Origin of the sequence: Streptomyces sp. NPDC004732 (genome assembly GCF_040609235.1) — a bacterium.
GTDB lineage: Bacteria > Actinomycetota > Actinomycetes > Streptomycetales > Streptomycetaceae > Streptomyces.
Genome location: NZ_JBEXJR010000001.1, coordinates 708,484 through 734,131 on the forward strand (window position 1 = coordinate 708,484; position 25,648 = coordinate 734,131).

Annotated in this window: 24 protein-coding genes; 14 read left to right on the forward strand and 10 right to left on the reverse strand. The window is 71.3% G+C overall.

Annotation, left to right across the window (positions count from 1 at the left end; all coding sequences use genetic code 11):
• Positions 1 to 18 precede the first annotated feature (18 nt).
• The 4 genes from ABZV77_RS02960 (at position 19) to ABZV77_RS02975 (ending at position 4,388) form a co-directional block, all read left to right on the forward strand.
• Positions 19 to 702: an ABC transporter permease gene (locus tag ABZV77_RS02960; RefSeq protein ID WP_356249593.1), complete on the forward strand. Its 684-nt coding sequence runs from the start codon at positions 19 to 21 to the stop codon at positions 700 to 702.
• Positions 699 to 1,856, forward strand: a complete 1,158-nt coding sequence (locus ABZV77_RS02965) for a histidine kinase (RefSeq protein WP_356249595.1) — start codon at positions 699 to 701, stop codon at positions 1,854 to 1,856. The genes ABZV77_RS02960 and ABZV77_RS02965 overlap by 4 nt, the downstream gene beginning before the upstream one ends.
• Positions 1,853 to 2,518 carry a response regulator transcription factor gene (locus ABZV77_RS02970; RefSeq protein WP_356249597.1) on the forward strand — a complete coding sequence of 222 codons (666 nt, stop codon included), beginning with the start codon at positions 1,853 to 1,855 and terminating at the stop codon, positions 2,516 to 2,518. Before ABZV77_RS02965 ends, ABZV77_RS02970 begins: the two co-directional genes overlap by 4 nt.
• Before the next feature lie 208 nt (positions 2,519 to 2,726).
• Positions 2,727 to 4,388 (forward strand): FAD-binding protein, encoded by a 1,662-nt coding sequence (locus ABZV77_RS02975; protein ID WP_356249599.1) that lies wholly within the window; start codon positions 2,727 to 2,729, stop codon positions 4,386 to 4,388.
• A gap of 56 nt (positions 4,389 to 4,444) precedes the next feature.
• Here the strand turns inward: ABZV77_RS02975 and ABZV77_RS02980 are convergent, their stop codons facing one another.
• Positions 4,445 to 5,620, reverse strand: coding sequence for a S1 family peptidase (locus tag ABZV77_RS02980; protein ID WP_356249601.1), 1,176 nt, complete (start codon positions 5,618 to 5,620; stop codon positions 4,445 to 4,447).
• Positions 5,621 to 5,952: 332 nt separating this feature from the next.
• Between ABZV77_RS02980 and ABZV77_RS02985 the strand changes: the two genes are divergently transcribed.
• The 3 genes from ABZV77_RS02985 to ABZV77_RS02995 all read left to right on the forward strand — a co-directional run bounded on the left by ABZV77_RS02985 (position 5,953) and on the right by ABZV77_RS02995 (position 8,718).
• Positions 5,953 to 7,308 carry an MFS transporter gene (locus ABZV77_RS02985; protein ID WP_356249603.1) on the forward strand — a complete coding sequence of 452 codons (1,356 nt, stop codon included), beginning with the start codon at positions 5,953 to 5,955 and terminating at the stop codon, positions 7,306 to 7,308.
• Positions 7,309 to 7,430: 122 nt separating this feature from the next.
• Positions 7,431 to 7,823, forward strand: a complete 393-nt coding sequence (locus ABZV77_RS02990) for a VOC family protein (RefSeq protein WP_356249604.1) — start codon at positions 7,431 to 7,433, stop codon at positions 7,821 to 7,823.
• 127 nt (positions 7,824 to 7,950) lie between these two features.
• Positions 7,951 to 8,718: a hypothetical protein gene (locus ABZV77_RS02995; protein ID WP_356249606.1), complete on the forward strand. Its 768-nt coding sequence runs from the start codon at positions 7,951 to 7,953 to the stop codon at positions 8,716 to 8,718.
• Here ABZV77_RS02995 and ABZV77_RS03000 read toward each other — a convergent pair.
• Positions 8,675 to 9,235, reverse strand: a complete 561-nt coding sequence (locus ABZV77_RS03000) for a MerR family transcriptional regulator (RefSeq protein WP_356249607.1) — start codon at positions 9,233 to 9,235, stop codon at positions 8,675 to 8,677. The genes ABZV77_RS02995 and ABZV77_RS03000 overlap by 44 nt on opposite strands.
• 97 nt (positions 9,236 to 9,332) lie before the next feature.
• Between ABZV77_RS03000 and ABZV77_RS03005 the strand changes: the two genes are divergently transcribed.
• Positions 9,333 to 10,634, forward strand: a complete 1,302-nt coding sequence (locus ABZV77_RS03005) for an NAD(P)-binding domain-containing protein (RefSeq protein ID WP_356249609.1) — start codon at positions 9,333 to 9,335, stop codon at positions 10,632 to 10,634.
• 69 nt (positions 10,635 to 10,703) lie between these two features.
• On the opposite strand, the gene acnA is transcribed toward ABZV77_RS03005, so the two are convergent.
• On the reverse strand, positions 10,704 to 13,418 hold the full coding sequence (gene acnA / locus ABZV77_RS03010) for an aconitate hydratase AcnA (protein ID WP_356249611.1): 2,715 nt from the start codon (positions 13,416 to 13,418) through the stop codon (positions 10,704 to 10,706).
• A 238-nt stretch (positions 13,419 to 13,656) separates the two neighbouring features.
• Here acnA and ABZV77_RS03015 point away from each other — a divergent pair, with 238 nt between their 5' ends.
• Complete coding sequence (locus ABZV77_RS03015) at positions 13,657 to 14,199, forward strand: GNAT family N-acetyltransferase (protein WP_356249613.1); 543 nt, start codon at positions 13,657 to 13,659, stop codon at positions 14,197 to 14,199.
• 21 nt (positions 14,200 to 14,220) lie between these two features.
• On the opposite strand, the gene ABZV77_RS03020 is transcribed toward ABZV77_RS03015, so the two are convergent.
• Positions 14,221 to 15,027 carry a class I SAM-dependent methyltransferase gene (locus ABZV77_RS03020; RefSeq protein WP_356249615.1) on the reverse strand — a complete coding sequence of 269 codons (807 nt, stop codon included), beginning with the start codon at positions 15,025 to 15,027 and terminating at the stop codon, positions 14,221 to 14,223.
• Positions 15,028 to 15,102: 75 nt separating this feature from the next.
• Here ABZV77_RS03020 and ABZV77_RS03025 point away from each other — a divergent pair, with 75 nt between their 5' ends.
• Positions 15,103 to 15,699, forward strand: coding sequence for a TetR family transcriptional regulator (locus tag ABZV77_RS03025; RefSeq protein WP_356249617.1), 597 nt, complete (start codon positions 15,103 to 15,105; stop codon positions 15,697 to 15,699).
• Here the strand turns inward: ABZV77_RS03025 and ABZV77_RS03030 are convergent.
• Positions 15,667 to 16,611 carry a sigma-70 family RNA polymerase sigma factor gene (locus ABZV77_RS03030; protein ID WP_356249619.1) on the reverse strand — a complete coding sequence of 315 codons (945 nt, stop codon included), beginning with the start codon at positions 16,609 to 16,611 and terminating at the stop codon, positions 15,667 to 15,669. The genes ABZV77_RS03025 and ABZV77_RS03030 overlap by 33 nt on opposite strands.
• Positions 16,612 to 16,735: 124 nt before the next feature.
• Here ABZV77_RS03030 and ABZV77_RS03035 point away from each other — a divergent pair, with 124 nt between their 5' ends.
• A complete protein-coding gene (locus ABZV77_RS03035) occupies positions 16,736 to 17,851 on the forward strand; it encodes an alkene reductase (RefSeq protein ID WP_356249621.1) in 1,116 nt (371 codons plus the stop codon).
• On the opposite strand, the gene ABZV77_RS03040 is transcribed toward ABZV77_RS03035, so the two are convergent.
• Positions 17,824 to 18,846: a LacI family DNA-binding transcriptional regulator gene (locus ABZV77_RS03040; RefSeq protein ID WP_356249623.1), complete on the reverse strand. Its 1,023-nt coding sequence runs from the start codon at positions 18,844 to 18,846 to the stop codon at positions 17,824 to 17,826. The two genes, ABZV77_RS03035 and ABZV77_RS03040, sit on opposite strands and share 28 nt — an antisense overlap.
• A 291-nt stretch (positions 18,847 to 19,137) precedes the next feature.
• Here ABZV77_RS03040 and ABZV77_RS03045 point away from each other — a divergent pair, with 291 nt between their 5' ends.
• Positions 19,138 to 20,958: an amidohydrolase gene (locus ABZV77_RS03045; RefSeq protein ID WP_356249625.1), complete on the forward strand. Its 1,821-nt coding sequence runs from the start codon at positions 19,138 to 19,140 to the stop codon at positions 20,956 to 20,958.
• 109 nt (positions 20,959 to 21,067) lie between these two features.
• Positions 21,068 to 22,597: a UDP-N-acetylglucosamine 1-carboxyvinyltransferase gene (locus tag ABZV77_RS03050; RefSeq protein WP_356249627.1), complete on the forward strand. Its 1,530-nt coding sequence runs from the start codon at positions 21,068 to 21,070 to the stop codon at positions 22,595 to 22,597.
• Positions 22,598 to 22,628: 31 nt separating this feature from the next.
• Here the strand turns inward: ABZV77_RS03050 and mce are convergent, their stop codons facing one another.
• Positions 22,629 to 23,069 (reverse strand): methylmalonyl-CoA epimerase, encoded by a 441-nt coding sequence (gene mce / locus ABZV77_RS03055; RefSeq protein WP_356249629.1) that lies wholly within the window; start codon positions 23,067 to 23,069, stop codon positions 22,629 to 22,631.
• Positions 23,070 to 23,109: 40 nt separating this feature from the next.
• Positions 23,110 to 23,769 carry a peptide deformylase gene (gene def, locus ABZV77_RS03060; protein ID WP_356249631.1) on the reverse strand — a complete coding sequence of 220 codons (660 nt, stop codon included), beginning with the start codon at positions 23,767 to 23,769 and terminating at the stop codon, positions 23,110 to 23,112.
• A gap of 107 nt (positions 23,770 to 23,876) precedes the next feature.
• Here def and ABZV77_RS03065 point away from each other — a divergent pair, with 107 nt between their 5' ends.
• On the forward strand, positions 23,877 to 24,455 hold the full coding sequence (locus ABZV77_RS03065) for a helix-turn-helix domain-containing protein (protein ID WP_356249633.1): 579 nt from the start codon (positions 23,877 to 23,879) through the stop codon (positions 24,453 to 24,455).
• Between the two features lie 29 nt (positions 24,456 to 24,484).
• Here the strand turns inward: ABZV77_RS03065 and meaB are convergent, their stop codons facing one another.
• Together meaB and ABZV77_RS03075 are read right to left on the reverse strand one after the other, a co-directional pair.
• Positions 24,485 to 25,225 (reverse strand): methylmalonyl Co-A mutase-associated GTPase MeaB, encoded by a 741-nt coding sequence (gene meaB / locus ABZV77_RS03070; protein ID WP_356249635.1) that lies wholly within the window; start codon positions 25,223 to 25,225, stop codon positions 24,485 to 24,487.
• Entirely contained in the window at positions 25,222 to 25,629 is a 408-nt protein-coding gene (locus ABZV77_RS03075; protein ID WP_356249637.1) for a cobalamin B12-binding domain-containing protein, read from the reverse strand. Before ABZV77_RS03075 ends, meaB begins: the two co-directional genes overlap by 4 nt.
• Between the last annotated feature and the right edge of the window lie 19 nt (positions 25,630 to 25,648).

Consider the following 25,648-nt stretch of genomic DNA (forward strand, 5'->3'; position numbering starts at 1 on the left):
GGCGAATTGTTCAAGACCGTGACCACCCGGACTGTGCTGGGCTTCGCGGTGGGCGGGGTCGCGTTCGCGGTCCTCAACGTTCTGGTGGTCGCGGTGTGGTCGGGCACGCTGGACGAGGTGCCCGAGAAGGAGGAGGCCCTGTCGGCGTTGCCGATCCTGCTTCTGCTCTGGGGGCTGGTCGGTACGGCCGGGGAGTATCGGCACCGGACGGCCGCACCGGCTGCTCTGGTGGGCCGCCGTCACCGCGGGGTCGTGCTGTCGGCGAGAATTGCCGCCTACGCACTGACCGGGCTCCTGCTCGGTACGCTGACGACCATGGTGTCGGTCGGGCTGGCGCTGCCCCTGCTGAGTGACCAGCCGGGTCCCGATCTCACCTCGGGAGACGTCGGTGGCGTCGTGGCGGGCAACCTCGTGGCGTTCGTCCTGTCCGCGGTCCTGGGTGCCGCCCTCGGCGCCCTGATCCGTAGCCCGGTCCTGGGAGTTGTCGTCCTCCTGATCGTGAACTTCGCCGTGGTCCCGCTGCTGTCCGACGCCTGGGAATCGGGTGTCAACCTCACGCCGTTCGGCGCTGCCGCGATTCTGAGCCGGATGACGCACCACACCACCCTGTCGGTGGTCGAGGCCGGATGGGTGCTGGCCGCATGGACGGTCGCGGTCACCCTTGTCGCGGTCATCGTCGAGCGACGGCGCGATCTGGCGTGAACCGGCTCCTTGGGCGGGCCCGGGCGGCGTACGGCCTGCTGGTCGCGCGCCGCTCGGCGCTGTTCGACGTCGCGCTGGCGGTGATCACGACCGGAGTGGAGCTGGGGCAGCTCTTCGACGGCGGCCCCCCGATCGACGTGATCCGGGTCGGCGAGATCCCGGTCGACGTGATCCCGGTCGTGGTGACGGTGCTTGCCGGCGCCGCCCTGCTCCTCCGACGCCGCGCTCCGCTGGCGGTGCTCATCGCCGCCTGCGCGGGTGCCGCGGTGCTCGTGCCGCTGGGCTACTCGCCGGGCGGGGCGCCCGTCGTGGTCGCCCTTGCCTCGCTCGCCGACCTGCGTGAGCGAAAGGTCTCGGTGGCGGCGCTCGTCCCGACGGCGCTGTTCCTGCTGCTGGCGAGCATCTGCTCGCTGCCCGTGTCGATCGGCGCGTGGGCCCTCGGCTCGTACCTCCAGACCCGGCGGCGCTACACCTGGGCGCTGGAGGACCGCGCGGCCACCCTGGAACGCGAGCGCGAGCAGCTCGACCAGATCGCGGCACAGCGGGAACGCACCTCCATCGCCCGCGAACTCCACGACATCGTCGCCCATTCGGTCACCGTCATGCTGATCGGCGTGCGCGGCGCCAGGGACGTCCTGCCGACCGAGCCCCAAGTCGCGGCTGAGACCCTGGAACGGATCGAGGCCAACGCGGAGCAGAGCCTGGCCGAGCTCCGCCGGATCCTCGGACTGCTGCGCGCGTCGGACAACAGCGCGCAGTGGCGACCGCAGCCGTCGCTCGACCAGCTCGCCGAGCTGGTTTCCGGATACCGGACCGCCGGAATGCCCGTGCGGTTGGAGCTCACCGGCGAGGCCCGGCCGCTGGCCGGCGGCCTCGAGCTGTCGGCCTACCGAATCGTCGAGGAGGCGCTGACCAACGTGCTGAAACACACCGACCCCACCCAGGTCACGGTGACGCTCCACTACGACCGGACGCAGCTGGACGTCACGGTCGAAGACGACGGCGGCGGCCGCAACCCGGTCCCGTCGGCCGCCGGGCACGGCATCCTCGGGATGCGGGAGCGTGCGGCGGTGACAGGCGGCAGCCTGGACGCCCGCCACACCGACGGCGGATTCCTGGTGACCGCCCGGCTCCCCGTCGGAGATGCGGTATGACCACCCGCCTTCTGATCGTCGACGACCAGGAGCTGATCCGCACCGGCTTCCGGCTGTTCCTGCAGACCCAGAACGACCTCGAGGTCGTCGGCGAAGCCGCCGACGGCCACGAGGCACTCACCCAGGCCGCCGCTCTGCGCCCTGACGTGGTCCTGATGGACATCCGCATGCCGCGCATGGACGGTGTCGAGGCCACCTCCCGGCTGACCGCCTCCGGATCCTCGCCCCGGGTGCTGATCCTCACGACCTACGACCTGGACGAATACGTCTTCGGCGCACTGCGGGCGGGCGCGTCGGGTTTCCTGCTCAAGGACGCCTCCCGCGACCGCCTGCTGGAGGCGATCCGCGTCGTGCACGCCGGTGAGGCCCTGTTGTCGCCGTCGATCACCCGCAGGCTGATCGAGGACTACGCCACCCGCACCGAACCGCTCCGGCCCCCCACCAAGCTGCTGGCCGATCTCACTCCCCGGGAACGCGAGACCCTCCTCCTGGTGGCCAGAGGCCTGTCGAACCCGGAGATCGCCGCGCACCTGGTCGTGACCGAGGCGACGGTGAAAAGCCACATCGGCAGCATGTTCGCCAAGCTCCATCTGCGCGACCGCGCCCAAGCCGTGGTATTCGCCTACGAAAACGGCTTCGTCTTCCCCGGCAACTCAGGTTGAGATCGGCCGGCATCCACCCTCAAGCGGTCCGTGCAGGCGCTGCCCCGTGCACTCTGACCGAAAACTGCTCCATCTCCAGGCCCACCCCTAAGGGGTACGTCTGCACCCTGGGGAGCAGGCGCCCCTTGGCCGAACGGTGGATGACGGGGGTCACACCCGCCGTGATGGTGGTGGGGTCAACGAGACCTCACCCGACGGGGGAACGCACATGAAAGGCACGACGGAGCCAAGCAACCCACAGACGGGACACGCTCCCAGCCGCAGGCGCGTGCTCGCCGCCACTGCGGCCGGGGGCGCGGCACTGGCAGCCGGGGCGACCGGCACGGCCGAGGCCACCCCGAACCGGTCCGGGGCACCCACGGCACCCCCCGCGCCCACCACCCCCATCGGCCCCGACGACCCCCGCTACCTCTCCCTCACCCAACGCGGCTGCAACGGCCGCTTCATCGGCAAGCCCGACTACTTCCGCGTCGTCCACTCCACCGCCGAGGTCGTCGACGCAGTCCAGCACGCCGTGCGCCAGGGCAAGCGCATCGCCGTACGCAGCGGCGGCCACTGCTTCGAGGACTTCGTCGACCACCCGGACATCAAGGCCGTCATCGATATGTCGCCGATGCGCGAGATCTCGTACGACGCCGAGCGGCGGGCGTTCTGCGTGGAGCCCGGCGCGCAGCTCGCCGAGGTGTACCGCGAGCTGTTCATCGGCTGGGGCGTGACCATCCCGGCGGGCGCGACCGCCGAGGTCGGCATCGGCGGGCACGTCGTCGGCGGCGGGTACGGCGTGATGTCGCGGCGCGACGGTGTCTCCGTCGACCATCTGCACGCGCTCGAAGTCGTCGTCGTGGACAAGGACGGCACCGCGCGTGCCGTCATCGCCGAGCGCGACCCCGACAGCCCGCACCACGACCTGTGGTGGGCACACACCGGCGCGGGCGGCGGCAACTTCGGCATCGTGACGCGGTATTGGTTCCGTACCCCGGGTGCGCGCGGCGACGACCCGACGAAGCTGCTGCCGAAAGCCCCCGCCTCCTTCCTCGCCTTCCGGGCCGGATGGACCTGGAAGGACCTGGACGCGCGGGACTTCAAGACCCTCATGCGCAACCACGGGCAGTGGTGCGAGCGCAACAGCGATCCCGACTCGCCGTACGCGCACCTGTTCAGCGTGCTGATGGTCAACACCACCCAGGCGGCGGGCTCCGGTGCCGTCCTGGCGGGCGTCATCGACGCGGCCGTGCCCGGCGCGCAGCGGCTCGTGGACGACTACATCGCCGCCGTCGGCCGGGGCGTGGGCGCCGAGCCCGCGATCCGCAGGCCGCCGCTGTCGTGGCTGAACGCGCTGACCTCCATCACGGACACCAGGTCCTCGCCGTTCAAGGTCAAGAGCGCCTATCTGCGGAAGACCTTCACGGACCGGCAGCTCGACGTCCTGCACGAGCACCTGCGGCCGTCCGACGACCCGGCCGAGCGCATCAGCGGCACGCTGTGGCTCGTCGCGTACGGCGGCGCGGCCCGCAAGGTCGCGCCCGACGCCACCGCCGTCGCCCAGCGCGACTCGATCCTGAAGGCCGTCTACATGGCGGGCTGGGACGCGGAGACGCAGGACGGGGCCCGCCAGATCGAGTGGGTGCGTTCGCTCTACCGCGGGGTGTACGCCGACAGCGGCGGCGTCCCGGTGCCGGGCGCGGTCAGCGACGGGGCGTTCATCAACTACCCGGACGCGGACCTGGACGACCCGGAGCAGAACACGTCGGGCGTGCCCTGGTACACGCTCTACTACAAGGGCAACTACCCGCGTCTGCAGCAGGTGAAGGCGAAGTACGACCCGCGCGACGAGTTCCGGCACAGGTTGTCGATCAGACCCGCACGGTAAAGAGGTAACGAGCAGGGTGCGCCCGGCAGTTGCAGGCACCGGGCGCACCGCCCATGTCACGCGGTGTGGAGCCGCAGGTTGTACCGCTGCAGGATCTCGTTCACCGGCTGGAACCACGTCTCGCCACCGCTGCTGCAGTTGCCCCAGCCGCCGGACGTGACGCCCTGGGCCTGGTCGCCGCTGATGAACGAGCCGCCCGAGTCACCGCCCTCGGCGCAGACGCTGGTCTTGGTCAGCTGGTGGACGACGGCGCCGCCCGAGTAGTTGACGGTCTCGTTCTTGGCGAGAAGATTCCCGCAGTGCCACTTCGTGGTGGAGCCGGAGCGGCAGATCGACGTGCCGACCGGCATCTCCGCGGAGCCCTTGACCAGCCGGTCGGGGATGGTGCCCCAGCCGAGCACGACGGGCACGGTCCACCAGCCGTTGCCGACGGACACCCACGCGTAGTCGTTGTCGGGGAACGAAGAGCCCTGGAACGAGCCGATGTTGGAGTTGTCCCAGCCGCGCACGCCCGCGCCCGCCTGGCCGCAGTGCCCGGCCGTGACGAAGCCGCCCTGCACGGAGAAGCCGATGGAGCAGCGGACGTTGCCGGTGTAGTACGGGTCGCCGCCGACGGTTCCTGCGGCGAAGGTGCTCGGACCCTCGGGGACGGTGTCCACGCGGACGGGGGCGGTGCCACGGACGCGCTCCAGGAAGGAGGTGACATCGTTGTCGGCACGGTGACCTTCGACGACGTCGACGACGACACGATTGGCTTTCGCATCGACCCGCCAACTGGCCACACCCTCGGGCGCCTTGACCTTCTTGGCCAACTTGTCGACGCGCACCTTCGCCGCGTCCAGCTTGGCGGCACTGTGCTCGACGAACCGGACGTCGGCGCCGGTCTCCCGTACGTCGGCGGCGGCCCCGCGCCCGGTCAGGGCGACGGTGAGCCGCCCGCTCCCGGCGTCGAACCATGACCCGCCGAACGCCGCACCGGCCGCCTTCCTCGCGGTCCGCTCGACCTTGACGGCCTGCTTCTCGTCGGTGAGCCGCTCGCGCGCGGCGGCGGGCGAGAGGCCGAGGTCGCGCTCCATCGCCCGGAGAAGGCCGTCGGAGGCGAGGGCCTTGTCGGAGTCGGAGGTGGTGGCGCCGGGGTCGGCGGCCGCGGCGGGGACGAGGGCGGTGCCCGCGCAGGCGGCCGCGAGCAGGAAGGCGGACAGTCCGAGGCGTGCGCTGGTCTTGCGTCTCACAGGGTGTCCTCTCGTGGTTCCAACATCGGTGGGGTGGAACGGAGTTGAACTATTGAGAGCGCTCTCAGTGCAGGATGGTGCGGCTGAGCGTAGAGAGCCCGCGCGGACAAGTCCAGACCTGTCACCGGCGCCCCGGGCCGCCCACCTCTCGCACGCCGCATAATCGCGTGCGTCCCGGCCGCCCCGTCGGCTACCGTCCCCCACGTGTCCGTGACCAAGTAACTCCAGGTGCCCCGCCCGCCTCCGCGCGGGCCCGTGGCACGGAAGCGTCCGTCTTCCTCCGCCCCCGCCGCCCACCGGGCCGCCCGGGGCCGATCTGGAGTGCCCACTTCATGAACGTCATGAACACCCCGGTGCGCGACCGCCGCACCCTCACCCTCGCGCTGCTCTCCCTCCTCCAGTTCCTCATCGCCATCGACGTCACCGTCGTGAACGTCGCGGTCCCCACCATCGGGGCACACTTCCACGCCGGGCCGGGCACCCTGTCCTGGGTCGTCACCGGCTACACCCTCGTCGGCGGCGGGCTGCTGCTGCTCGGTGGGCGGCTCACCGACCTGCTGGGGAGGCGGCGGATGTTCCTGCTCGGCGCCGGGATCTTCGCCCTCGCCTCGCTCGCCGCCGGGCTCGCGCCGAACCTGGAGGCGCTGGTCGCCGCCCGCTTCGCGCAGGGCGCGGGCGAAGCGCTCGCCTCACCCGCCGCGATGTCGCTGATCGCGCTCCTCTACCCGGGCCCCGAGGAGCGGGCCAGGGCGCTCGGCATCTGGGGCGCGATCTCCGCGAGCGGCCTCGTCGTCGGCGTCCTGCTGTCCGGTGCGATCGTCCAACTGCTCGACTGGCGCTGGATCTTCGGCATCAATGTGCCGGTGGTCGCGGTCGTGCTCCTGGCGACCCCGGCGCTCGTACGGCCGGACGGACCGCGCCGCGGTGACGGCCCGCTCGACCTGCCGGGCGCTGCCCTCCTCACCACCGGACCCCTGCTCCTGGTCTTCGGCGTGCTGCGCCACTCCGTGCCCGCGGCGCTCGCCGGATGCGTGCTCCTCGGCGCCCTCGTGGCCGTCGAGCGGCGCGCGAAGAGTCCGCTCGTGCCACTCTCCTTCTTCGCGCACCGCACCCGGATGGTCGCGAACGCGGCGACGGTGCCGCTCAGCGCGGGCCTCTCCACGACGTTCTTCCTGGCGACGCTCTATCTCCAGAACGTCCTCGAACTTACCCCGCTCCAGGCCGGGTTGGCCTACCTGCCGTTCTGCGCCGCGCTGCTGGCCGCGGTGGTGACAGTCGGCCGGATCGTCCGGGCGCTCGGCACGGCGTACGCGTCGGTGGCGGGCCTGCTCCTGACCGCGGCGGGCCTCGGTCTGCTGGCGCGACTGCCCGACCGTGGCAGCCTGTGGGTGGACGTCCTGCCCGGCATGGTCGCCGTCGCCGCCGGGATGGGCATCGGTCTGATCGCCCTGCAGAACGCGGCCCTGTCCGGCGTGACCGACACCGACGCGGGCACCGCATCCGGCGTGCAGCGCTCGGTCGACCAGCTCGGCGGCTCGCTCGGCCTCGCGGTCCTGGTGGGCGGCGCGTTCGGCGGTACGACCCAAGTGGGCGATTTCCGGGCGGCGTTCGCGTGGGCGGCGGGTGTCGTGCTCGTCGCCGCGGTGGGCGTGCTCCTGGCCCTCAGGAAGAAGTACAGGAAGAAGTAGCCGCTCAAGCCGCCGCTCGACAGCGCGCTGCCGCCGTGCCTAAGATCCACGGCGACATCGCGTGTCGGTCACCGGCTGGGTGAGGCATGGAGGTGTCGGGAGATGCCTTGTGGAGGCATTCCTTGTCCGTTCAGTTGAATCACACGATCGCCCACGCCCGGGACAACCGGGAGTCCGCCGAGTTCTTCGCGGAGCTGTTGGGCCTCGAAATCGCCGGAGAATGGGGCCCGTTCATCGCGGTCGCCCTCAGCAATTCGGTCACCCTCGACTTCGCCGCCATCCCGGCCGAGTCGATCACCCCGCAGCACTACGCCTTCCTCGTCTCCGAGGCGGAGTTCGAAGCGGCGTACGAAAAGATCAGGACACGCGGCATCGAGCACTGGGCCGACCCGCACCAGAAGCAGCCGGGCGAGTTCAACCGCAACGACGGCGGCCGTGGCGTGTACTTCCTGGATCCCGCGGGGCACGCGATGGAGCTCATCACCGTGCCGTACGGCGGCTGGCCGCAGAAGTAGCACGGCTCCCGCGGGGCGGGTATCCCCGGATCCGGGGATACCCGCCCCGCGTTCCCCCTGGGAACTTCGTGGTTCGAGGTGCGGGACGCGCCCTGAGCGCCCCGCACAGGGAGAGGAGAACCACGACATGACGCGATGGACCAGCGGCCGCCTGTGGCGCCCGGCGCTCGCCGTGGCCATGGGCCTGGCGGCAGCCATGGGCACGGGGACGCAGGCATCGGGAGCGACACGGGGCGGGGAGTCCGAGGCGGCCGCCGCCTCCGGATATCTGAACCTGCACCAGTGCGCCTACTACGCAAGCAGCCTCGACGACCACTTCAACACCTTCGTGACGCCGAGCGGCGACGGCCGCTACTCCACCGGCACCAAGCACTCCGCCACCGCCGACACCACGGCGGCGTGCGGCGCGGGCAACGGCAATCACGTGCCGGTCCCGCTGCTGCACGGCGTCAAGGCGCTGAACCTCGGCACGGGGCGCTACCTCAACCTCCAGCAGTGCGACTACTACCGGAGCGCGAGCACCGACCGCTTCACCACCCTGGTGACACCGAGCGGCGACGGACGCTACTCCACCGGCACGAAGGTCTCGAACACCAAGGAGACCTCTCCCACCTGCGGTCCCGGCAACGGCAACCACGTGCCCAACCCGGGCCTCTCGGGATCCCTGCCCCTGGACCTGACCGCGGGCCGCTACCTCAACCTGCACCAGTGCGTGTACTACTCGGAGCGGCTCAAGAGCCACATGACGAGCGTGGTGCCCGCCCCGGACAAGCGGTACACGACGGGCACGAAGATCTCCGACACCCAGGAGACGACCCCGACCTGTGGCGCCGGGAACGGCGACTACGTGCTCATCCCGCTGCTGTCGGCCGTGAAGAACATTCCGCTGAGCTGACCACTCCGGACCGGGGGCGGGCCGCCGCGTGTTCGTCACGCGGAGGCTCGCCCCCCGCACTGCCGCGGGCCGTGCGGGCGGCGGTGACGATGTCGGCGTCCGGGAAGCGTCCGCGCGGGGTGCGCGCGGTCAGCTCGGCGTCCATGATGGAGCAGCTCCCCGCGATGTCGTCGCTCGTGCAGTTCAACGCGTGGCGGAGATAGCCCCGGGCCGCCTCCAGCTCCTCGATCGTCCGCTCAAGGCGCACGAGTTGGGCGTCGATGGCCTCCTGCCAGTCGTCCCGCGCGGCCTTCCCCGAGGTGACGACGGCGGCCTGGTCCAACGGCATCCGGCCGACCACACAGCACAGATAGGCGAGGCCGAGGCGGCGCAGTTCGGCGTCGCCGTAGAGCCGCTTGCCGCCGTGGCGGGCGGGCGGATTGAGCACGCCCTGCTGCTCCCACCACCGCACCGTGGACGGCGCCAGGCCGTAGAGAGCCGCCGCTTCACCGATGAGGACCGCACTTCGCCGCGTCATGAACACAGTTGACATCAAGTCGACTTGAGGAGGCAAGGTCTTACTTAGGTAAACCTAAGTAGCCGTGTTCTCGCGGCGGAGGCAGAGGGGTTTTGTCGTGGCAGCAGTCGAGTACGTGGAGACCGTCGTCGTCGGCGCCGGGCAGCAGGGGTGCGGCGCGGCCGCGGCGCTGCAGGAGCTGGGGCACGAGGCGCTCGTCCTTGAACGGGCGGAGATCGGGCAGGCCTGGGCGCACGAGCGGTGGGACAGCCTGCTGGTCGGCAGCGGCAACCGGTCGGTCCGCTTTCCCGGCAGGGAGTACGACGGTGACGACCCCGACGGGTTCATGTCGGGGCCCGAACTGGCCGGGCGCCTGCGCCGCTACGTGGCGGACCGGGGACTGCAGGTGCGCGAGCACACGTCCGTCCGGGAGGTCGAGTGCCTGCCGGACGCCCCGGACCACGCCGAGGTGCGGTTCAGGACGCACCTGTCCGCGGGAGGCGCCGTCGAGTCCCGCAACCTGGTCGTGGCGGTGGGCGGCTACGCGGCGCCCCGCACCCCCGCCCTCGCCGCCGATGTCGACCCGTCCATCCACCAGCTGCACTCCCGCGACTACCGCAACCCCGCGGCCCTGCCGGACGGCGCGGTCCTCGTGGTCGGCGCGGGCATCAGCGGTCAGCAGATCGCGCACGAGCTGGCGAGCGCGGAACGGCGCACCTTCCTCGCGGTCGGGCGGCACCGCGCCTGGCCGCGCCAGTACCGCGGCCGCGGCCTGCTCGACTGGCTGTCGGCGCTCTCCCTGTACGACAACTTCGGGACCGTGGGCGGCGACGGCGACGGCTGCGTGCTGCCCGGCCTGCCGGTGACCGCCGTACGGGACAAGCGCGAGGACCTCAACGTCGGCACCCTGGCCGATCTGGGCGTCACCCTGGTCGGCTCCGTGCGGGCGGCCGACGGCGGCGCGCTCCTCCTCAAGGACAACGTCGTCGCCGTCGCCGAGGAGTCCGCCCGCTCCTTCCGGCACGCCGTCGACATGATCGACACCCGCATCCGGCGACGGGGCTTCGTGGCACCGGAGCAGAAGCCCGCCCCCGAGGTCCCCATGGAGCACGTCGCCGACTTCGGCGAGCGGCTCGACCTGGCGCACCACGGCATCACGACGATCGTCTGGTCCACCGGATTCGGCCCCGACTACCGCATCCTGCCGCGCCACGTGCTCGACGCGAACGGGGCGCCGATCCAGGAGAACGGCCGCCTCGGCCCGCTCCCCGGCCTGTACTACGCCGGGCTCCCGGACGGGAACTACGTGGTCCCGGTGGGCATCTCGGCGAACGTGGAGAACGGCCGGGCCCTCGCCCGTCTGATCCACGTCGACCACGTGATGCGCTCGGGCTCGTCGGAGTCGCTGGTCACGAGGTGAGAACGCGGCGAGGGCCGCACCCCCGGGACATGCCCGGGGGTGCGGCCCTCAACTGCCGTACCAGACCGCTTACTTGCGGATCAGGTTGCGCAGCACGTACTGCATGATGCCGCCGTTGCGGTAGTAGTCCGCCTCGCCGGGGGTGTCGATGCGGACGACCGCGTCGAACTCCACACCGGTGTCGGTGGTGACCTTCACCGTGCGGGGGGTCGAGCCGTTGTTCAGCTCGGTGACGCCCTCGAAGGAGAAGGTCTCCTCGCCGGTCAGGCCGAGGGAGTCGGCGTTCTGGCCCTCCGGGTACTGGAGCGGCAGGACGCCCATGCCGATGAGGTTCGAGCGGTGGATGCGCTCGTACGACTCGGTGATGACGGCCTTGACGCCGAGGAGCGCGGTGCCCTTGGCGGCCCAGTCGCGGGACGAGCCGGAGCCGTACTCCTTGCCGCCCAGGATGACGAGCGGGGTGCCCTGCTCGATGTAGTTGCGCGAGGCGTCGTAGATGAACGACACCGGTCCTTCGGCCTGCGTGAAGTCGCGGGTGAAGCCGCCCTCGGTGCCCGGCGCGAGCTGGTTGCGCAGGCGGATGTTCGCGAACGTGCCGCGAATCATGACCTCGTGGTTGCCGCGGCGCGAGCCGTACGAGTTGAAGTCGCGGCGCTGCACGCCGTGCTCCGTCAGGTACTTGCCCGCCGGGGTGTCGGCCTTGATCGCACCGGCCGGGGAGATGTGGTCGGTGGTGACCGAGTCGCCCAGCTTGGCGAGGACGCGGGCGCCCGCGATGTCCTCGACGGGGGACGGCTCGTGCGCCATGCCCTCGAAGTAAGGGGGCTTGCGGACGTAGGTCGACTCGGCGTCCCACTCGAAGGTGTTGCCGGTCGGGATCGGCAGCGCCTGCCACTGGGCGTCGCCCGCGAAGACGTCGGAGTAGGACTTGTTGAACATGTCCTCGCCGATGGAGTTGGCGACGACGTCGTTCACCTCGGCCTCGGAGGGCCAGATGTCCTTGAGGAAGACCGGGTTGCCGTCCTGGTCGGTGCCGAGTTCCTCGGTCGTGATGTCGACCTTCATCGAGCCCGCGATGGCGTACGCGACGACCAGCGGCGGGGACGCGAGGTAGTTCATCTTGACGTCGGGGTTGATGCGGCCCTCGAAGTTCCGGTTACCGGAGAGGACGGACGTCACGGCCAGGTCGTGGTCGTTGACGGCCTTCGAGACCTCCTCGGGCAGCGGGCCCGAGTTGCCGATGCAGGTGGTGCAGCCGTAGCCGACGAGGTTGAAGCCGACCTTGTCGAGGTAGGGGGTGAGCCCCGCCTTGTCGAAGTAGTCGGTGACGACCTTGGAGCCCGGGGCGAGGGTGGTCTTGACCCACGGCTTGCGGGTCAGGCCCTTCTCGACGGCCTTCTTCGCGACGAGCGCGGCGGCGACCATCACGTACGGGTTCGACGTGTTGGTGCAGGAGGTGATGGCCGCGACCGTCACCGCACCGTGGTCGATCTCGTAGGTCGAGCCGTCGGGGGCCGTGACCGTGGTCGGGTTCGACGGGACGCCGTTGGTGGTGGCCGGGGCGTCGGAGGCCGGGAAGGACTCCTCGCCCGCCTCGTCGGCGGTGGCGACGTAGTTGCGCACGTCGAGCGCGAACTGCTGCGAGGCGTTGGCGAGGACGATGCGGTCCTGCGGACGCTTCGGACCGGCGATCGACGGAACGACCGTGGAGAGGTCGAGCTCCAGCTTCTCGGAGAAGTCGGGCTCGGCGGCCGGGTCGAGCCAGAGGCCCTGCTCCTTGGCGTACGCCTCGACGAGCGCGACCTGCTGCTCGGAGCGGCCGGTCAGCTTCAGGTAGTTCAGCGTCTCGCCGTCGATCGGGAAGATCGCGGCGGTGGAGCCGAACTCCGGCGACATGTTGCCGATGGTGGCGCGGTTCGCGAGGGAGGTGGCGGCGACGCCCTCACCGTAGAATTCGACGAACTTGCCGACGACGCCGTGCTTGCGCAGCATCTCGGTGATGGTGAGCACGAGGTCCGTGGCGGTGGTGCCCGGCTTCAGCTCACCGGTCAGCTTGAAGCCGACGACGCGCGGGATGAGCATGGAGACCGGCTGGCCCAGCATCGCGGCCTCGGCCTCGATGCCGCCGACGCCCCAGCCCAGGACGCCCAGGCCGTTGACCATCGTGGTGTGCGAGTCGGTGCCGACGAGGGTGTCGGGGTAGGCCTGGCCGTTGCGGACCATGACCGTGCGCGCCAGGTGCTCGATGTTGACCTGGTGGACGATGCCGGTGCCCGGGGGGACGACCTTGAACTCGTCGAAGGCGGTCTGGCCCCAGCGCAGGAACTGGTAGCGCTCCTTGTTGCGGCCGTACTCCAGCTCGACGTTCTGGCCGAAGGCGTCGGACGTACCGAACTTGTCGGCGATGACGGAGTGGTCGATGACCAGCTCGGCCGGGGCCAGCGGGTTGATCTTGTCCGCGTCACCCCCGAGCTCCTTCACGGCCTCACGCATGGTGGCGAGGTCCACGACGCAGGGCACGCCGGTGAAGTCCTGCATGATCACGCGAGCCGGCGTGAACTGGATCTCCTGCGACGGCTGCGCCTGGGAGTCCCAGGAGCCGAGCGCGCGGATGTGGTCGGCGGTGATGTTCGCGCCGTCCTCGGTACGGAGCAGGTTCTCCAGCAGCACCTTCAGGCTGTAGGGAAGGCGTGCGGAGCCCTCGACCTTGTCCAGCTTGAAGATCTCGTACGACTCGTCGCCCACGCGCAGCGTGCTGCGGGCGTCGAAGCTGTTCGCCGACACGACAGTCTCCTTCAGATTTTTTCGCGCGTTCCGTACATCCTGCCGCCACGATTCCTCGTCGGTCCGCTAAGGTAAGGCTTAGTTAGGTAACCCTTACCGAGTGGCGGCTTCTGGTGCGCCTCGGCAGATATCTCGATGTCGAGATAACTCTAGTACATGACCCGCGCGTACGACGAGGCGCGCCCTCGGTGTCCGCTGCCTCTTGGCCTGCGCCAGGCGGAGAGATCACCATGTGGGGATGTCTGACAACCAATCCCCTGCGACACCGACACCGACTGCAGTGCGGCTCCCCCAGTACACGAAGGCGGACCAGGAGGAGATCCTCGGCAGCGGCGATGATCCCTTCGGTGTCGCCTCGACCGGTCTGACCTGGCTGCCGAAAGAGGAACACTTCGGCATCAGACACGAAGACCGGCTCGTGGCACACACCGGCCTGCGGCGACTGCCTGTCGCGATCGGCGGCACCCGGACAGAGGTGGTGGGCGTCGGCGGGGTCGCCGTCGCACCCGGCATGCAAGGTCGGGGCCTGGCTCGGCTCGTCGTCACGGCCGCCCTGGAGCACGCCCGCACGATGGGTCCTGAGTACGCACTCCTGTTCTGCCGACCTCCCCTCGTGGCGCTCTACCAGCGCCTGGGATGGCACCCGCTCGACATGGACGTACTCGTCGAACAACCTGAAGCCCGCCTGGTGACCATGCCGCTGCGGACCATGGTGACGCCCCTGCACGACGACGCCCGCTGGCCCTCGGGGCAGGTACGGCTGCTCTCGCTCCCTATGTGACGGGGGAGGCGGTGGTGCCGCTCACCGTCCGGCCCGCTCCGCGGCGAGCGCCACCGTCACGTACCGCATGGTGAAGCTGCCGCCCTGTGCGTCGACGGCCGCGCCGACGGCTTCGAGGATCCGGGCGACCGCTTCCTGCGGGAGGCGGGTGAGGATGCCCTGGGTCGGCAGCTGGTCCAGCCACGCGTCGCGCGTGTAGGTCGTCTTCCAGTCGAACTCCCACTCCTCGGGCGCGCCGAACGCGCCCGCCGCGCGGATTCCGTCGGCCGCCTTCGCGAGCAGCGGCCCGTGGCCGTCCCTGGCCTGCTCCGGTGTGACGCGGACGGTGACCGGCGAGTCGGGGGCCACCTGCTCATAGGCGTCGGCGAAGGCTTCCCCGATCGCGGGCGGCGGCTCGGGCACGTTCCAGAAGGTGACGAGGCGGCCGCCGGGCCGGAGCAGCCGCGCCGCCTTGGCGGCTCCCGCGACCGGGTCGACCCAGTGCCAGGCCTGCCCTGCGACCACCACGTCGAACTCCCGGCCCGCCGGGTCCCACTCCTCGAACGTCGCGACCTCGGCCGTGACCCCGAGCCGCCGGGCCCGGTCCGCCATCCGCCCGTCCGGCTCGACCCCGAGCACGGAGCACCCCGCCTTCAGGAACTGCCTGGCCACGATGCCGGTGCCGCAGCCGACATCGAGGACGTCGGCCCCCGGGGCGGCCGCGACGACGCGTTCGACGAGGGCGTCGGGATAGCGGGGCCTGGCCCGGTCGTAGCGCTCGGCGTCCACGCCGAAGGATTCGGCCATCCGACGGTGCAGGTGCGGCTCACGCTCAGGGATAGTGGGCATGCGCCCACTTTGAGTGGGCACGCGCCCACTCGTCAACCGGGCGGACGGTAACAGCAGGAGAAAGGCGGGACCCAGGTGCCTACAGGGGTGGCCATCCGCGATGTGCGCGAGCAGTTGTTCGCCGCCGCCGAACGCGTTCTGATCCGGGCGGGGCCGAACGCGCTGACCAGCCGCGCGGTCACCACGGAGGCGGGCTGCGCCAAGGGGGTCCTGCACCGGCACTTCGCCGACTTCGACGTGTTCCTCGCCGAGCTGGTGCGCGACCGCATCGCGGGGGTCGAAGCGCGGGGCGCGGCGCTGTGCGGGGCCGCGGGATCGGGCACCGTCGTCGGGAACACGGCCACCGCGCTGACGGACCTGTTCGGGCCGGTCGCGCTGGGCGTCCTCGGCCTGGTCACCGCGCGGGACGGCCTGCGGGCGCAGCTGCGCGGGACCACCCCCGTCGGCATCCCCCTCCTGACGGAGGCCGGGGCCGTCGTCGCCGCCTACCTGACGGCGGAGCGCGACCTCGGGCGCCTCGCCGCGGACTCCGACGTGGACACGCTGGCGTTCACCCTGATCGGCACCGGCCATCTGCTCTTCGCAGGCCGGGAGATGACCGGGGAGGCCGGTGACGCGGCCGTCAGGAAGGTCGTGGCCTCAGTGGTCGGCGGGGCCCTGCGGGAGCAGTGACAGGTCCAGCTCGCGCAGTCGGCTCTCGTCCGCGATCACCTCGTACGACGCCACCCGGTCGCCCTCGACCGTGATGACGAGCGCGAGGAGCAGGCGGCCGCGGGGTGCGACGAGCAGGCCCGGTGCGCCGTTGATGAGTGCGGGCTCCGCGACGCGGGCGTTGCGCCGCAGGAGCACCGTCTCCTCCGCCACGGCCCGTGCGCCGCGGATCTCCGCCGCCCGGCCTCCGGAGAGCGCGCCGAGGTCGGCCCTGCGCACGACGTCGGGGGCCAGGACGGCGAGCAGCGCTTCGAGGTCGCCGTTGCGGGACGCGGTGAGGAAGGCGTCGACCACGTGCCGGTGGTGGGCGAGCCCGGGGGCGGTGGGGGCGGGTGGCCCCTGGACCTTGTGGCGGGCGCGGCTCGCCAGCTTCTTCGTGGTGACCGGGGTGCGCTCCACGATGGGGGCGATGTCCGCGAACGGCACGGCGAACAGGTCGTGCAGCACGAACGCGACGCGCTCGTCGGGGCCCAGCCTGTCGAGGACCACGAGCAGCGCGCGGCCCACCGATTCGGCGAGCAGCGCCTCCTCCTCGGGGTCGGCCGCGCGGGCGCCCGCATCGCCGGTGCCGTCGGGCAGCCGGTCGCCCACCGCCTCCTCGTGGCGGAACGCGGCGGACCGCAGCATGTCCAGGCAGAGGCGGGAGACGACCGTGCGCAGCCAGCCCGCGAGGTTCTCGATGCCGTCGTCGCCGGTCCTGCTGAGCCGCAGCCAGGTCTCCTGGACGGCGTCGTCGGCGTCGGCGAGCGAGCCGAGCATGCGGTGGGCCACCGCGCGCAGGTGTCCCCGGTGCGCCTCGAAGCGTTCGGCGAGCAGGTCCCGCCCGGCCTCCTGTGCGGCCCCGGCCCGCTGCCCGTCCGCTCGCCCGTCCACCGGTCACCTCTTCCCTTCGCGCCCCGTCACCTGTGTGTCGTACGCGGTTCGTGCCCTGCGCGGCCGAGCCGCCGTGACCTTATCCCGACACCTAAGCCCCCTCCGGGCGCCCAGGAGATCCACCATGCCCACGCACCTGTCCACGCCCCCGCCGACCGACCTCTCCCAGCCCTTGCTGCAAGGGCTCGACCTGGGCGGTCTGCGGCTGCCCAACCGTGTGGTGATGGCGCCGACCACCCGGGCCCGTGCCACCAACAGTGCCCTTGCGCCGACGGAGTTGCACGCCGTGCACTACGGCCAGCGGGCGGGCGCCGGTCTGATCGTCACCGAGGGCACCTGGGTGAGCGAGCGCGCGATCGGGTTCATCGACGTCCCCGGCATCTACAGCGAGGAGCAGGTCGCGGGGTGGCGCCGGGTCACCGATGTCGTGCACGCGCTCGGCGGCCGGATCGTGCAGCAGCTGTGGCACACCGGCGCCGCTTCGCACCCCGACCATCTGGGCGGCGAGACGCCGTTCGGGCCCTCCGCGGTCAATCCGCGGGAGAGGTCGTTCACGGAGCAGGGGTTCAAGGAGACCGTCACGCCGCGCGAGATGACGCTCGCGGAGGTGGAGAGGACCGTCGAGGAGTTCCGTGCCGCGTCGTACAACGCACGCCGTGCGGGCTTCGACGGTGTCGAGATCGGTGCTCTCGGCGTGTTCCTCCTGGCCCAGTTCCTCAATCCGGGGCTCAACCGCCGTACCGACGCCTACGGCGGTGACCGGGCGCGGCGGCGGAGGCTGCTGCTCGACGTCGTCGGCGCGGCCTCGGACGCCTGGCCGGGGCGGGGTGTGGGGGTGCGGCTCTCGCCCTACTGGGACGGCGGGTTCTTCGCGCCCGACGCGTCGACGCTCGCCGACTTCGACGAGCTGGTGACCGCCCTGAACGACCGTCCCGTGGCCTATCTGCACCTGCGCGGCCCGGACCTCGCGGCCGGTGACGCCCCGGACCTCGGGGTGTTCGCCCGCTACCGTCGGCGCTTCGCGGGACCGGTGATCGTGAACAACGGCTTCGGCCAGGACTCCGCCAACGCCGCCGTGGCCGCGGACGTCGCCGACGCCGTGTCGTTCGCCACGCACTTCGTCGCCAACCCGGACCTGGTCAGCCGGTTCGCGCTGGGCCGGGAGCTGGCGGCCGGGGACCCCGCCACGTACTACCGGGGCGGCGCCGAGGGCTACGTCGACCAGCCCGCCGCGGGCTGACCGCCGGACGAGGCCCGGACCACCAGGCCCGCCGGTACGACGACCGGGCCGGGGGCCGCCGCGCCGCCGCCCTCGATCAGGTCGACGAGGACGGCCACGGCGGCCCGCGCGGCCCGCTCGGGGGCGAGGGTCACCGTCGTCACGGGCGGTTCGGTCGTCGCGTAGGCGGGGTCCTCGCTCGCGCAGACCACGCGCAGGTCGGCGGGGACGCGCAGGCCGTGCCGGGCCGCGGCGGCCAGGAGCTGGCGGCCGCCGGGGTCGTACGCGGCGTAGACGGCGTCGACGGCATCGACGCTGTCCGCACCCCGCAGCAGGGCGTCGAACGCGTGTCCCTGGTCGTCGTCCGGGTCGAAGGGCACGACCAGCGGGGCCGTGCCGCGCTCCCCGCACCACTGCTCGTACGCCGCCGTCACCGCGCGGGCGTAGTGCTCGTCGCCGCTGCCGGACTGCAGAGCGATGTGGCGGGCACCGGCGGCCGCGAGGTGGTCGAGCACCTCGCGGGTGGCCGTCTCGTGGTCGTTGTCGACCCAGTGGTCGCCGGGGCGCGGGTCGCCGGGGACGCCGTCGAAGACGAGCGGGATGCCGCGGGCGCGCAGGGCGCGGACCATCGGGTCGCCACGCGGGCTGTCCATGATCAGCATGCCGTCGACGGCGAGGCTGTGCCAGGAGTCGTCGGCGGCGCGGTCGGCGGGGAGGGTGATGAGGGCGTAGCCGCGGGCGTGGGCGGCGGAGGTGGCCGCGGTGACGGCACGGGAGAAGTAGGCGATCTCCGTGTAGTTCCAGGCGGCGGGGAACGTGGTGACCGCGACGCCGAGCGTGCGGGTGCGGGGCGGCCCCGGCGTGCCGTAGCCGAGGCGGGTCGCCGTCTCGCGGACCCGGCGGCGGGTGGCTTCGCCGACCCTGCCGGTGCCGTTGAGGGCGTGCGAGACCGTCGCCGTCGAGACCTCCGCGGCGCGGGCTATGTCGGCGAGAGTCGGCCCTGGCACGCGGCACATCGTACGGAATCCGTCGCCAGGGGCGGGTTCTGGTTAACGGATTACTCGTCGATGGTTCCACCCACTCGTTCCGTTGCCGCTACGCGTTGGAGTGTGGTCGTGTCCGAACCCGTCGTGCCCGAACCCGTCGTGTCTCAGCCTGTCGTGTCCCCGTCGGTCGGGTCTCAGCCTGTGGTGTCCCCGTCCGTCGGGTCTCGGCCCGTCGCCTCTCTGCCCTCTCCTCCCCCGCTTCCCCCACTCTCCCGGCGCGGTCTCCTCGCCGCCGCGGGAGCCGCGGGGGCCGCAGGCGCCGTGGGGGTCGTCGCCTCGGCCGGGCCCGCCGCCGCCTCCTCGCCCCGCCGGTCCGCCGCCCTCGTCGTGCACAACGCCCGTGTCTTCACCGGCACTTCGAGCCGCGCCCGGCACGAGGCCGTGGCCGTCGGGCGGGACGGGCGGATCCTCGCCGTCGGTACGGACTCCGCCGTCAAGCGCTTCGTCGGGCGGGACACCGACGTGGTGGACGCGCGGGGCGGCACCGTCATGAGCGGCATCCACGACGGGCACGCCCACCCGATGGACGCGGCGAGCCGTTCGCTGCGGCCCTCGCTCGCGGGGGCCGAGCAGACCGTCGAGGAGCTCCAGAAGACGCTGACCGCGTTTCTGAAGGACTCCGCCGACCAGGAGCCCGACGGGTGGCTGGTCGTGGAGGACTGGAACCCGGTCGGGCTGCTGCCGCGCGGCACCGCCCCGCACCACTCGATGCTCGACTCCCTGCCGACCCGCCGCCCGATCGCCCTGCGCGGCGGCGACGGCCACAACCTGTGGGCCAACCAGCGCGCCCTGGACATCGCGAAGATCACCGCGTCGACCCCCGACCCGGTCGGCGGCAAGATCGTCAAGGGTGCGGACGGCAAGCCGACCGGAGTGCTCAAGGACGACGCCCAGCCGCTCGTCTCCCGGCACATCCCCGAGCCCGACGAGACCCAGTTGGCGGATGCCGCCGCGAAGACCCTCGCCGAGGCCGCCGCGTCCGGGATCACCACCTTCATGGAAGCCGTCGTCGGGCGCGGCGAGCTGGAGCTCTACCGGCACCTCGCCGAGTCGGACCGCCTCCTGCAGCGCATCGTGCCCGCCCTGCGCGTCGAGACCGATCTGACGAAGGATCCGGCCGCCGCGTTCGCGTACGCGAACGAACTGCGTGCGGACTTCAAGGGGGTACGCGGACTGCGCTTCGGGACCATCAAGGTCTTCCTCGACGGCGTCATCGAGTACCCCGCGCAGACCGCCGCGCTCCTCAAGCCCTATCTGGACAAGGACGGCAAACCCACCGACCACCGCGGCGACCTCTATGTGTCGGCGGCGGACTACGGACGGCTGAGCGCCGCCTTCAACGCCGAGGGCTGGCAGATGCACGCGCACGCCATCGGCGACCGCGCCGTGCGCACCTCCCTGGACGGGTACGCGTACGCCCTGCGGAAGACCGGCCGCCGTGATCTCCGCAACACCACGGCCCACCTCGAACTGGTGGATCCGGCCGACCTCCCCCGGTTCGCCGCGCTCGGCGTCGTCGCCTGCATGCAGCTCCAGTGGGCCACTCGCAACATCTGGACCATGGACTCCCTGCTGCCCTACATCGGCGCCGCGCGCCACCGCTGGCTGTACCCGGCGCGCAGTCTCCAGAAGCGGCGCGCGGCGCTCGCGGGTGGCTCGGACTGGCCGGTCGACCCTCTGCAGGTCTGGAACCAGATCCGCACCGCGATCGACCGCGAGGGCATGGAGGGAGGCGGCGGCCTCTACCGCGCGGAGGAAGGCCTCAGTCGTACGTCGTCCCTGCTCATGCACACCCTGGGCACCGCACGTCAACTCCGCTCGGACCACCTCACCGGCACCGTCGAGAGGGGAAAAGCAGCCGATCTCGTGCTGCTCGACCGCGATGTGACGCGGTGTCCGGTGGCCGATATCAGCTCTTCCGAGGTGCGCCTGACGCTCGTCGGGGGCACAGTGGTGCACGACGCAGAGTCGTCGGCAGGACGCGCGGCCGCCGCCCGAGTGACGCGGGCGGCGGCGGGGCCCCGGCCCACGGCGTACGCGTCGGTGCACGGCGGCCGGCATGCCTCGTGCGGCTGCGGCTGAGCCCCCGCGCACCGAACTCGCGCGCGAGGAAAGGCCCCCCGGACGGCCGATCCCCATCTGGCCTACCCCAGCGCGTACGCCATCTCATATCTGAGATAACCTGCGACGCATGGCAGACGACTACCTCGTACGCATCGGCAAGCTCATCCGTGACGCCCGGCAGCACCGGGGCTGGACACAGACGCAGCTCGCCGAGGCGCTCAGCACCAGCCAGAGCGCCGTGAACCGCATCGAGCGCGGCAACCAGAACATCAGCCTTGAGATGATCGCCCGGATCGGCGAGGCTCTCGACAGTGAAATCGTCTCGCTCGGGTACGCGGGCCCCATGCATCTGCGAGTTGTCGGCGGCCGTCGGCTCTCCGGCGCCATCGACGTCAAGACGAGCAAGAACGCGTGCGTGGCGCTGCTCTGTGCGTCCCTCCTGAACAAGGGCCGCACGGTGCTGCGCCGCGTCGCCCGCATCGAGGAGGTCTACCGCCTCCTGGAGGTGCTCAACTCCATCGGGGTGCGCACCCGTTGGATCAACGACGGCGTCGACCTGGAGATCGTGCCGCCCGCCAAGCTGGACATGGACGCCATCGACGCGGACGCGGCCCGCCGCACCCGCTCGATCATCATGTTCCTCGGCCCGCTCCTGCACCGCATGGACCACTTCAAGCTGCCGTACGCGGGCGGCTGTGACCTGGGCACCCGCACGATCGAGCCACACATGATCGCGCTGCGCCGGTTCGGCCTGGACATCGCGGCGACCGAGGGGCTGTACCACGCCACGGTGGCCCGCGACATCGCCCCCGACCGCCCCATCGTCCTCACCGAGCGCGGGGACACCGTCACCGAGAACGCGCTCCTTGCCGCGGCGCGCAGCGCGGGCACGACGGTCATCCGCAACGCCTCGTCGAACTACATGGTCCAGGACCTGTGCTTCTTCCTGGAGGCGCTCGGCGTCGAGGTCGAGGGCATCGGCACGACCACCCTGACCGTGCACGGCGTCCCCACCATCGACGTCGACGTCGACTACTCCCCCTCCGAGGACCCGGTCGAGGCGATGAGCCTGCTGGCCGCGGCCGTCGTCACGGAGTCGGAGCTGACGGTGCGCCGGGTGCCGATCGAGTTCCTGGAGATCGAGCTCGCGGTCCTGGAGGAGATGGGGCTCGACCACGACCGCACCGCGGAGTACCCCGCGGACAACGGCCGTACGCGCCTGATCGACCTCACCGTGCGCCCCTCCAAGCTGGAGGCGCCGATCGACAAGATCCACCCGATGCCGTTCCCGGGCCTGAACATCGACAACGTCCCGTTCTTCGCGGCCATCGCGGCGGCGGCACAGGGCAAGACGCTGATCCACGACTGGGTCTACGACAACCGGGCGATCTACCTCACGGACCTCAACCGCCTCGGCGGCCGTCTGCAGCTCCTCGACCCGCACCGGGTGCTCGTCGAGGGCCCGACCCGCTGGCGCGCGGCCGAGATGATGTGCCCGCCCGCGCTGCGCCCCGCCGTGGTCGTGCTGCTCGCGATGATGGCGGCCGAGGGCACGTCCGTACTCCGCAACGTGTACGTGATCAACCGCGGATACGAGGAGCTGGCGGAGCGCCTGAACTCGGTGGGCGCGCAGATCGAGACGTTCCGGGACATCTGAGGATGACGGCGCGCCGTCGGACCCGGGCGGTTCAGTGCCCGGCCGGGTCCGACGGCGCGGCGGTGACGAGTTCGGTCAGCACTCCGTGGCAGTCCTTGGGGTGCAGGAAGGTGATCCGCGACCCCATGGACCCGATCCGGGGCTCGTCGTAGAGCACCCGGACGCCCTTGCCGCGGATGGCCTCGGCGTCGCCGTCCACGTCCGCGGTGCCGAACGCGATGTGGTGGACGCCCTCGCCGTTCTTGGCCAGCCACTTGCCCACGACGGAGTCCTCGCGGGTCGACTCCAGGAGCTGGAGGTGGCTGGCGCCGCCGTCCGACGTCTCATTGATCTTCAACATCGCCTCGCGGAGGCCCTGTTCCTCGTTGGCCTCGATGTGGAGGACCTCGAAACCGTACGTCTCACGGTAGAACTCGATGGTCTTGTCGAGGTCGAAGCAGGCGATCCCGATGTGATCAATTCGCGTCAGCATGGCTCAAGTTCACCGCACACCCGGACGATCTTGCAAGCCGTCACTTGCCCAGCTTCTTGGCCGTGGCGGCGCGGCGGGCGAACATCTCCTCCTTGGAGTCCTCCATCTCGCGCAGCGCGGACTTCCGCTCCCGCTTGCTGAGGCGGTCCAGGTAGAGGTGGCCGTGCAGGTGGTCCGTCTCGTGCTGGAGGCAACGGGCGAAGTAGCCCCTGCCCTCGATCACCAGGGGGTTGCCGTCCTTGTCACGGCCTCGCACGACGGCGCGGTCGAGACGGGGCACCATGCGGTAGGGGCCCGGCACGGACAGGCACCCTTCCGTCTCCTCGACCAGTACGCGATCGTCGGTCTCGATCTCGTCCAGGACCGGGTTGGCGATGTGCCCGACGTGGCGCACTCCCCAGTCGTCCACGATGTCCCACACGAACAACTGCAGGTCCACGTCGATCTGGTTGGCCGCGAGGCCCGCGCCGCTCGCCACCTGGTTCGTGGCGAACATGTCGTCGATCAGCTGCGAGAGTTCGGGCGTGCCGAACTCGGTGACCTCCCGGCACCGCCGGGTCAGGATCTCCTCCCCCACGACGGTGATGCGGTGCACCGCACCCCGTTCGACCTCCGGGGCGAACTGCGGGTAGGAATCGACCGGTTCCCCCTGCACTCGCACCCGGCGATCCTGCGAGATGTCACCGTTCCGAACAGCCATGGAGTTTCAACGCCTTCCGCACATGCACGCGCCGGCCAGGGACGTGATCCCCGGCCGGCGGTTGCCCAGCTTGACCGAATGCTTTCCAAAGTAGCAGCCTTTGCAAAGTGAGCGACCAAGACCGTCAAGCAGCCTCCAGGGAGCACCCGTTGAGCCGTGCCCGACAGTCACTTCCGGACCATCCCGTGCGCGTCGCCCTGCTGGACCTGCTGGCCGAGGTCGGCACGGTCACGTCCACCCAGGCCGCCGCCCGCCTCGGCCACAGCTCCGGCCTCTGCTCCTTCCACCTGCGCCAACTCGCCCGGCACGGACTCATCGAGGAGGTTCCGCAGCAGGGCGGGCGGGCGCGGCCGTGGCGGCTCAGGTGGGAGTCGTCGGGGCAGGAGGACGGGCAGGACCGGGAGGTGCCGGAGCAGTTCGACGACCTCGCACGCGGGTTGGAGGACGAGAGCTACCAGCACTGGCTGAGCCACCGGGACCGGGCACCGGCCGAGTGGCGGCACGACGAGTCCTTCAGCGCCGTGATCCACCTCACCCCGGCGGAAATGGCCGAACTCGCCGCCTCCGTACGCCAGCTGCTGGCCGGATACCGCGATCGGGACCACCGGGCCGTCGCGGGCACCATGCCCGTGGCGGCGGTGGCCCGGCTGTTCCCGCTGCTGAACGACGATCCCGGACAGCGCTGACTGTCCGGGAGCCGTGTGGAGTGGCGGTGTCAGTCCCGTTCGCCGTCGGTGCCGAGGGCCGCGATGACCTCCGCGGCGCCCTCCCCGCGACTTGCCGTGGTCGTCACGACAGGGATGTCGACGGTGCCCAGCGCGACCATGGCCCGGAGTTCGCGGACCATCCCGTGGACTCCGTCCTGATCGGCCTTGTTCACGACGTAGAGGTCGGCGACCTCCAGGACACCGGCCTTGGCCAGCTGGATGCCGTCACCCGCGCCGGGCGCGAGGACGACGACGGTCCGGTCCGCGACCGACGCGATCTCGACCTCCGACTGCCCGGCCCCGACCGTCTCGATCAGGATGACGTCGAACCCGACCGCGGAGAGGACCGAGATCATGGGCCGGGCGGTGGCCGAGAGCCCGCCGAGATGGCCCCTGCTGGACACCGACCGGATGAACACCCCGGGATCGTCCGAATGCTCCTGCATACGGATGCGGTCGCCGAGCAGCGCGCCCCCGGTCACCGGCGACGACGGATCGAAACAGAGCACCGCCACCCGCTTCCCCCGCCGCCGGTACTCGGCGACGAGGCAGGAGACGAACGTCGACTTGCCGACGCCCGGCGGACCGGTCAGGCCGATGACCGGGCAGCCCTCCCGGGCCGACCCCGGAGCGCCGAGGTCAGCCTCCGTGATGCCGTGGTTCTCCGCGCGCCCCATGAGCCGGGCCAGCGCCCGGACACTGCCCTGCCGGGCGGATTCCAGCGTCGCCTGCAGCGGCCCGCCGGTCACTCGGTCACCTCCAGCGGACGCAGGTTGGCGTGCGCCCAGTCGATGATCTCGGGGAGCGAGTCACGGGAGGTGAAGATCCGGCGTACACCCAGCTCGATGAGGAGCCGTGCGTCCTCCGGCGGGATGATGCCGCCGCAGAAGACCGGCACGTCCGCCGCGTCGTTCTCGGTGAGCAACTTCAGGATCCGCGGCACCAGTTCCATGTGGGCGCCCGACAGCAGGGACAGGCCGACGGCGTCGGCGCCCTCCTCCAGTGCGGTCCGGACGATCTGCTCGGGCGTCTGGCGCAACCCGGTGTAGATGACCTCCATACCGGCGTCGCGCAGGGCCCGCGCCACCACCTTGGCGCCTCGGTCGTGGCCGTCGAGCCCCGGCTTGGCGACCACCACTCGGACACGGTGCATCTGTCCCCCGGCCTTTCCT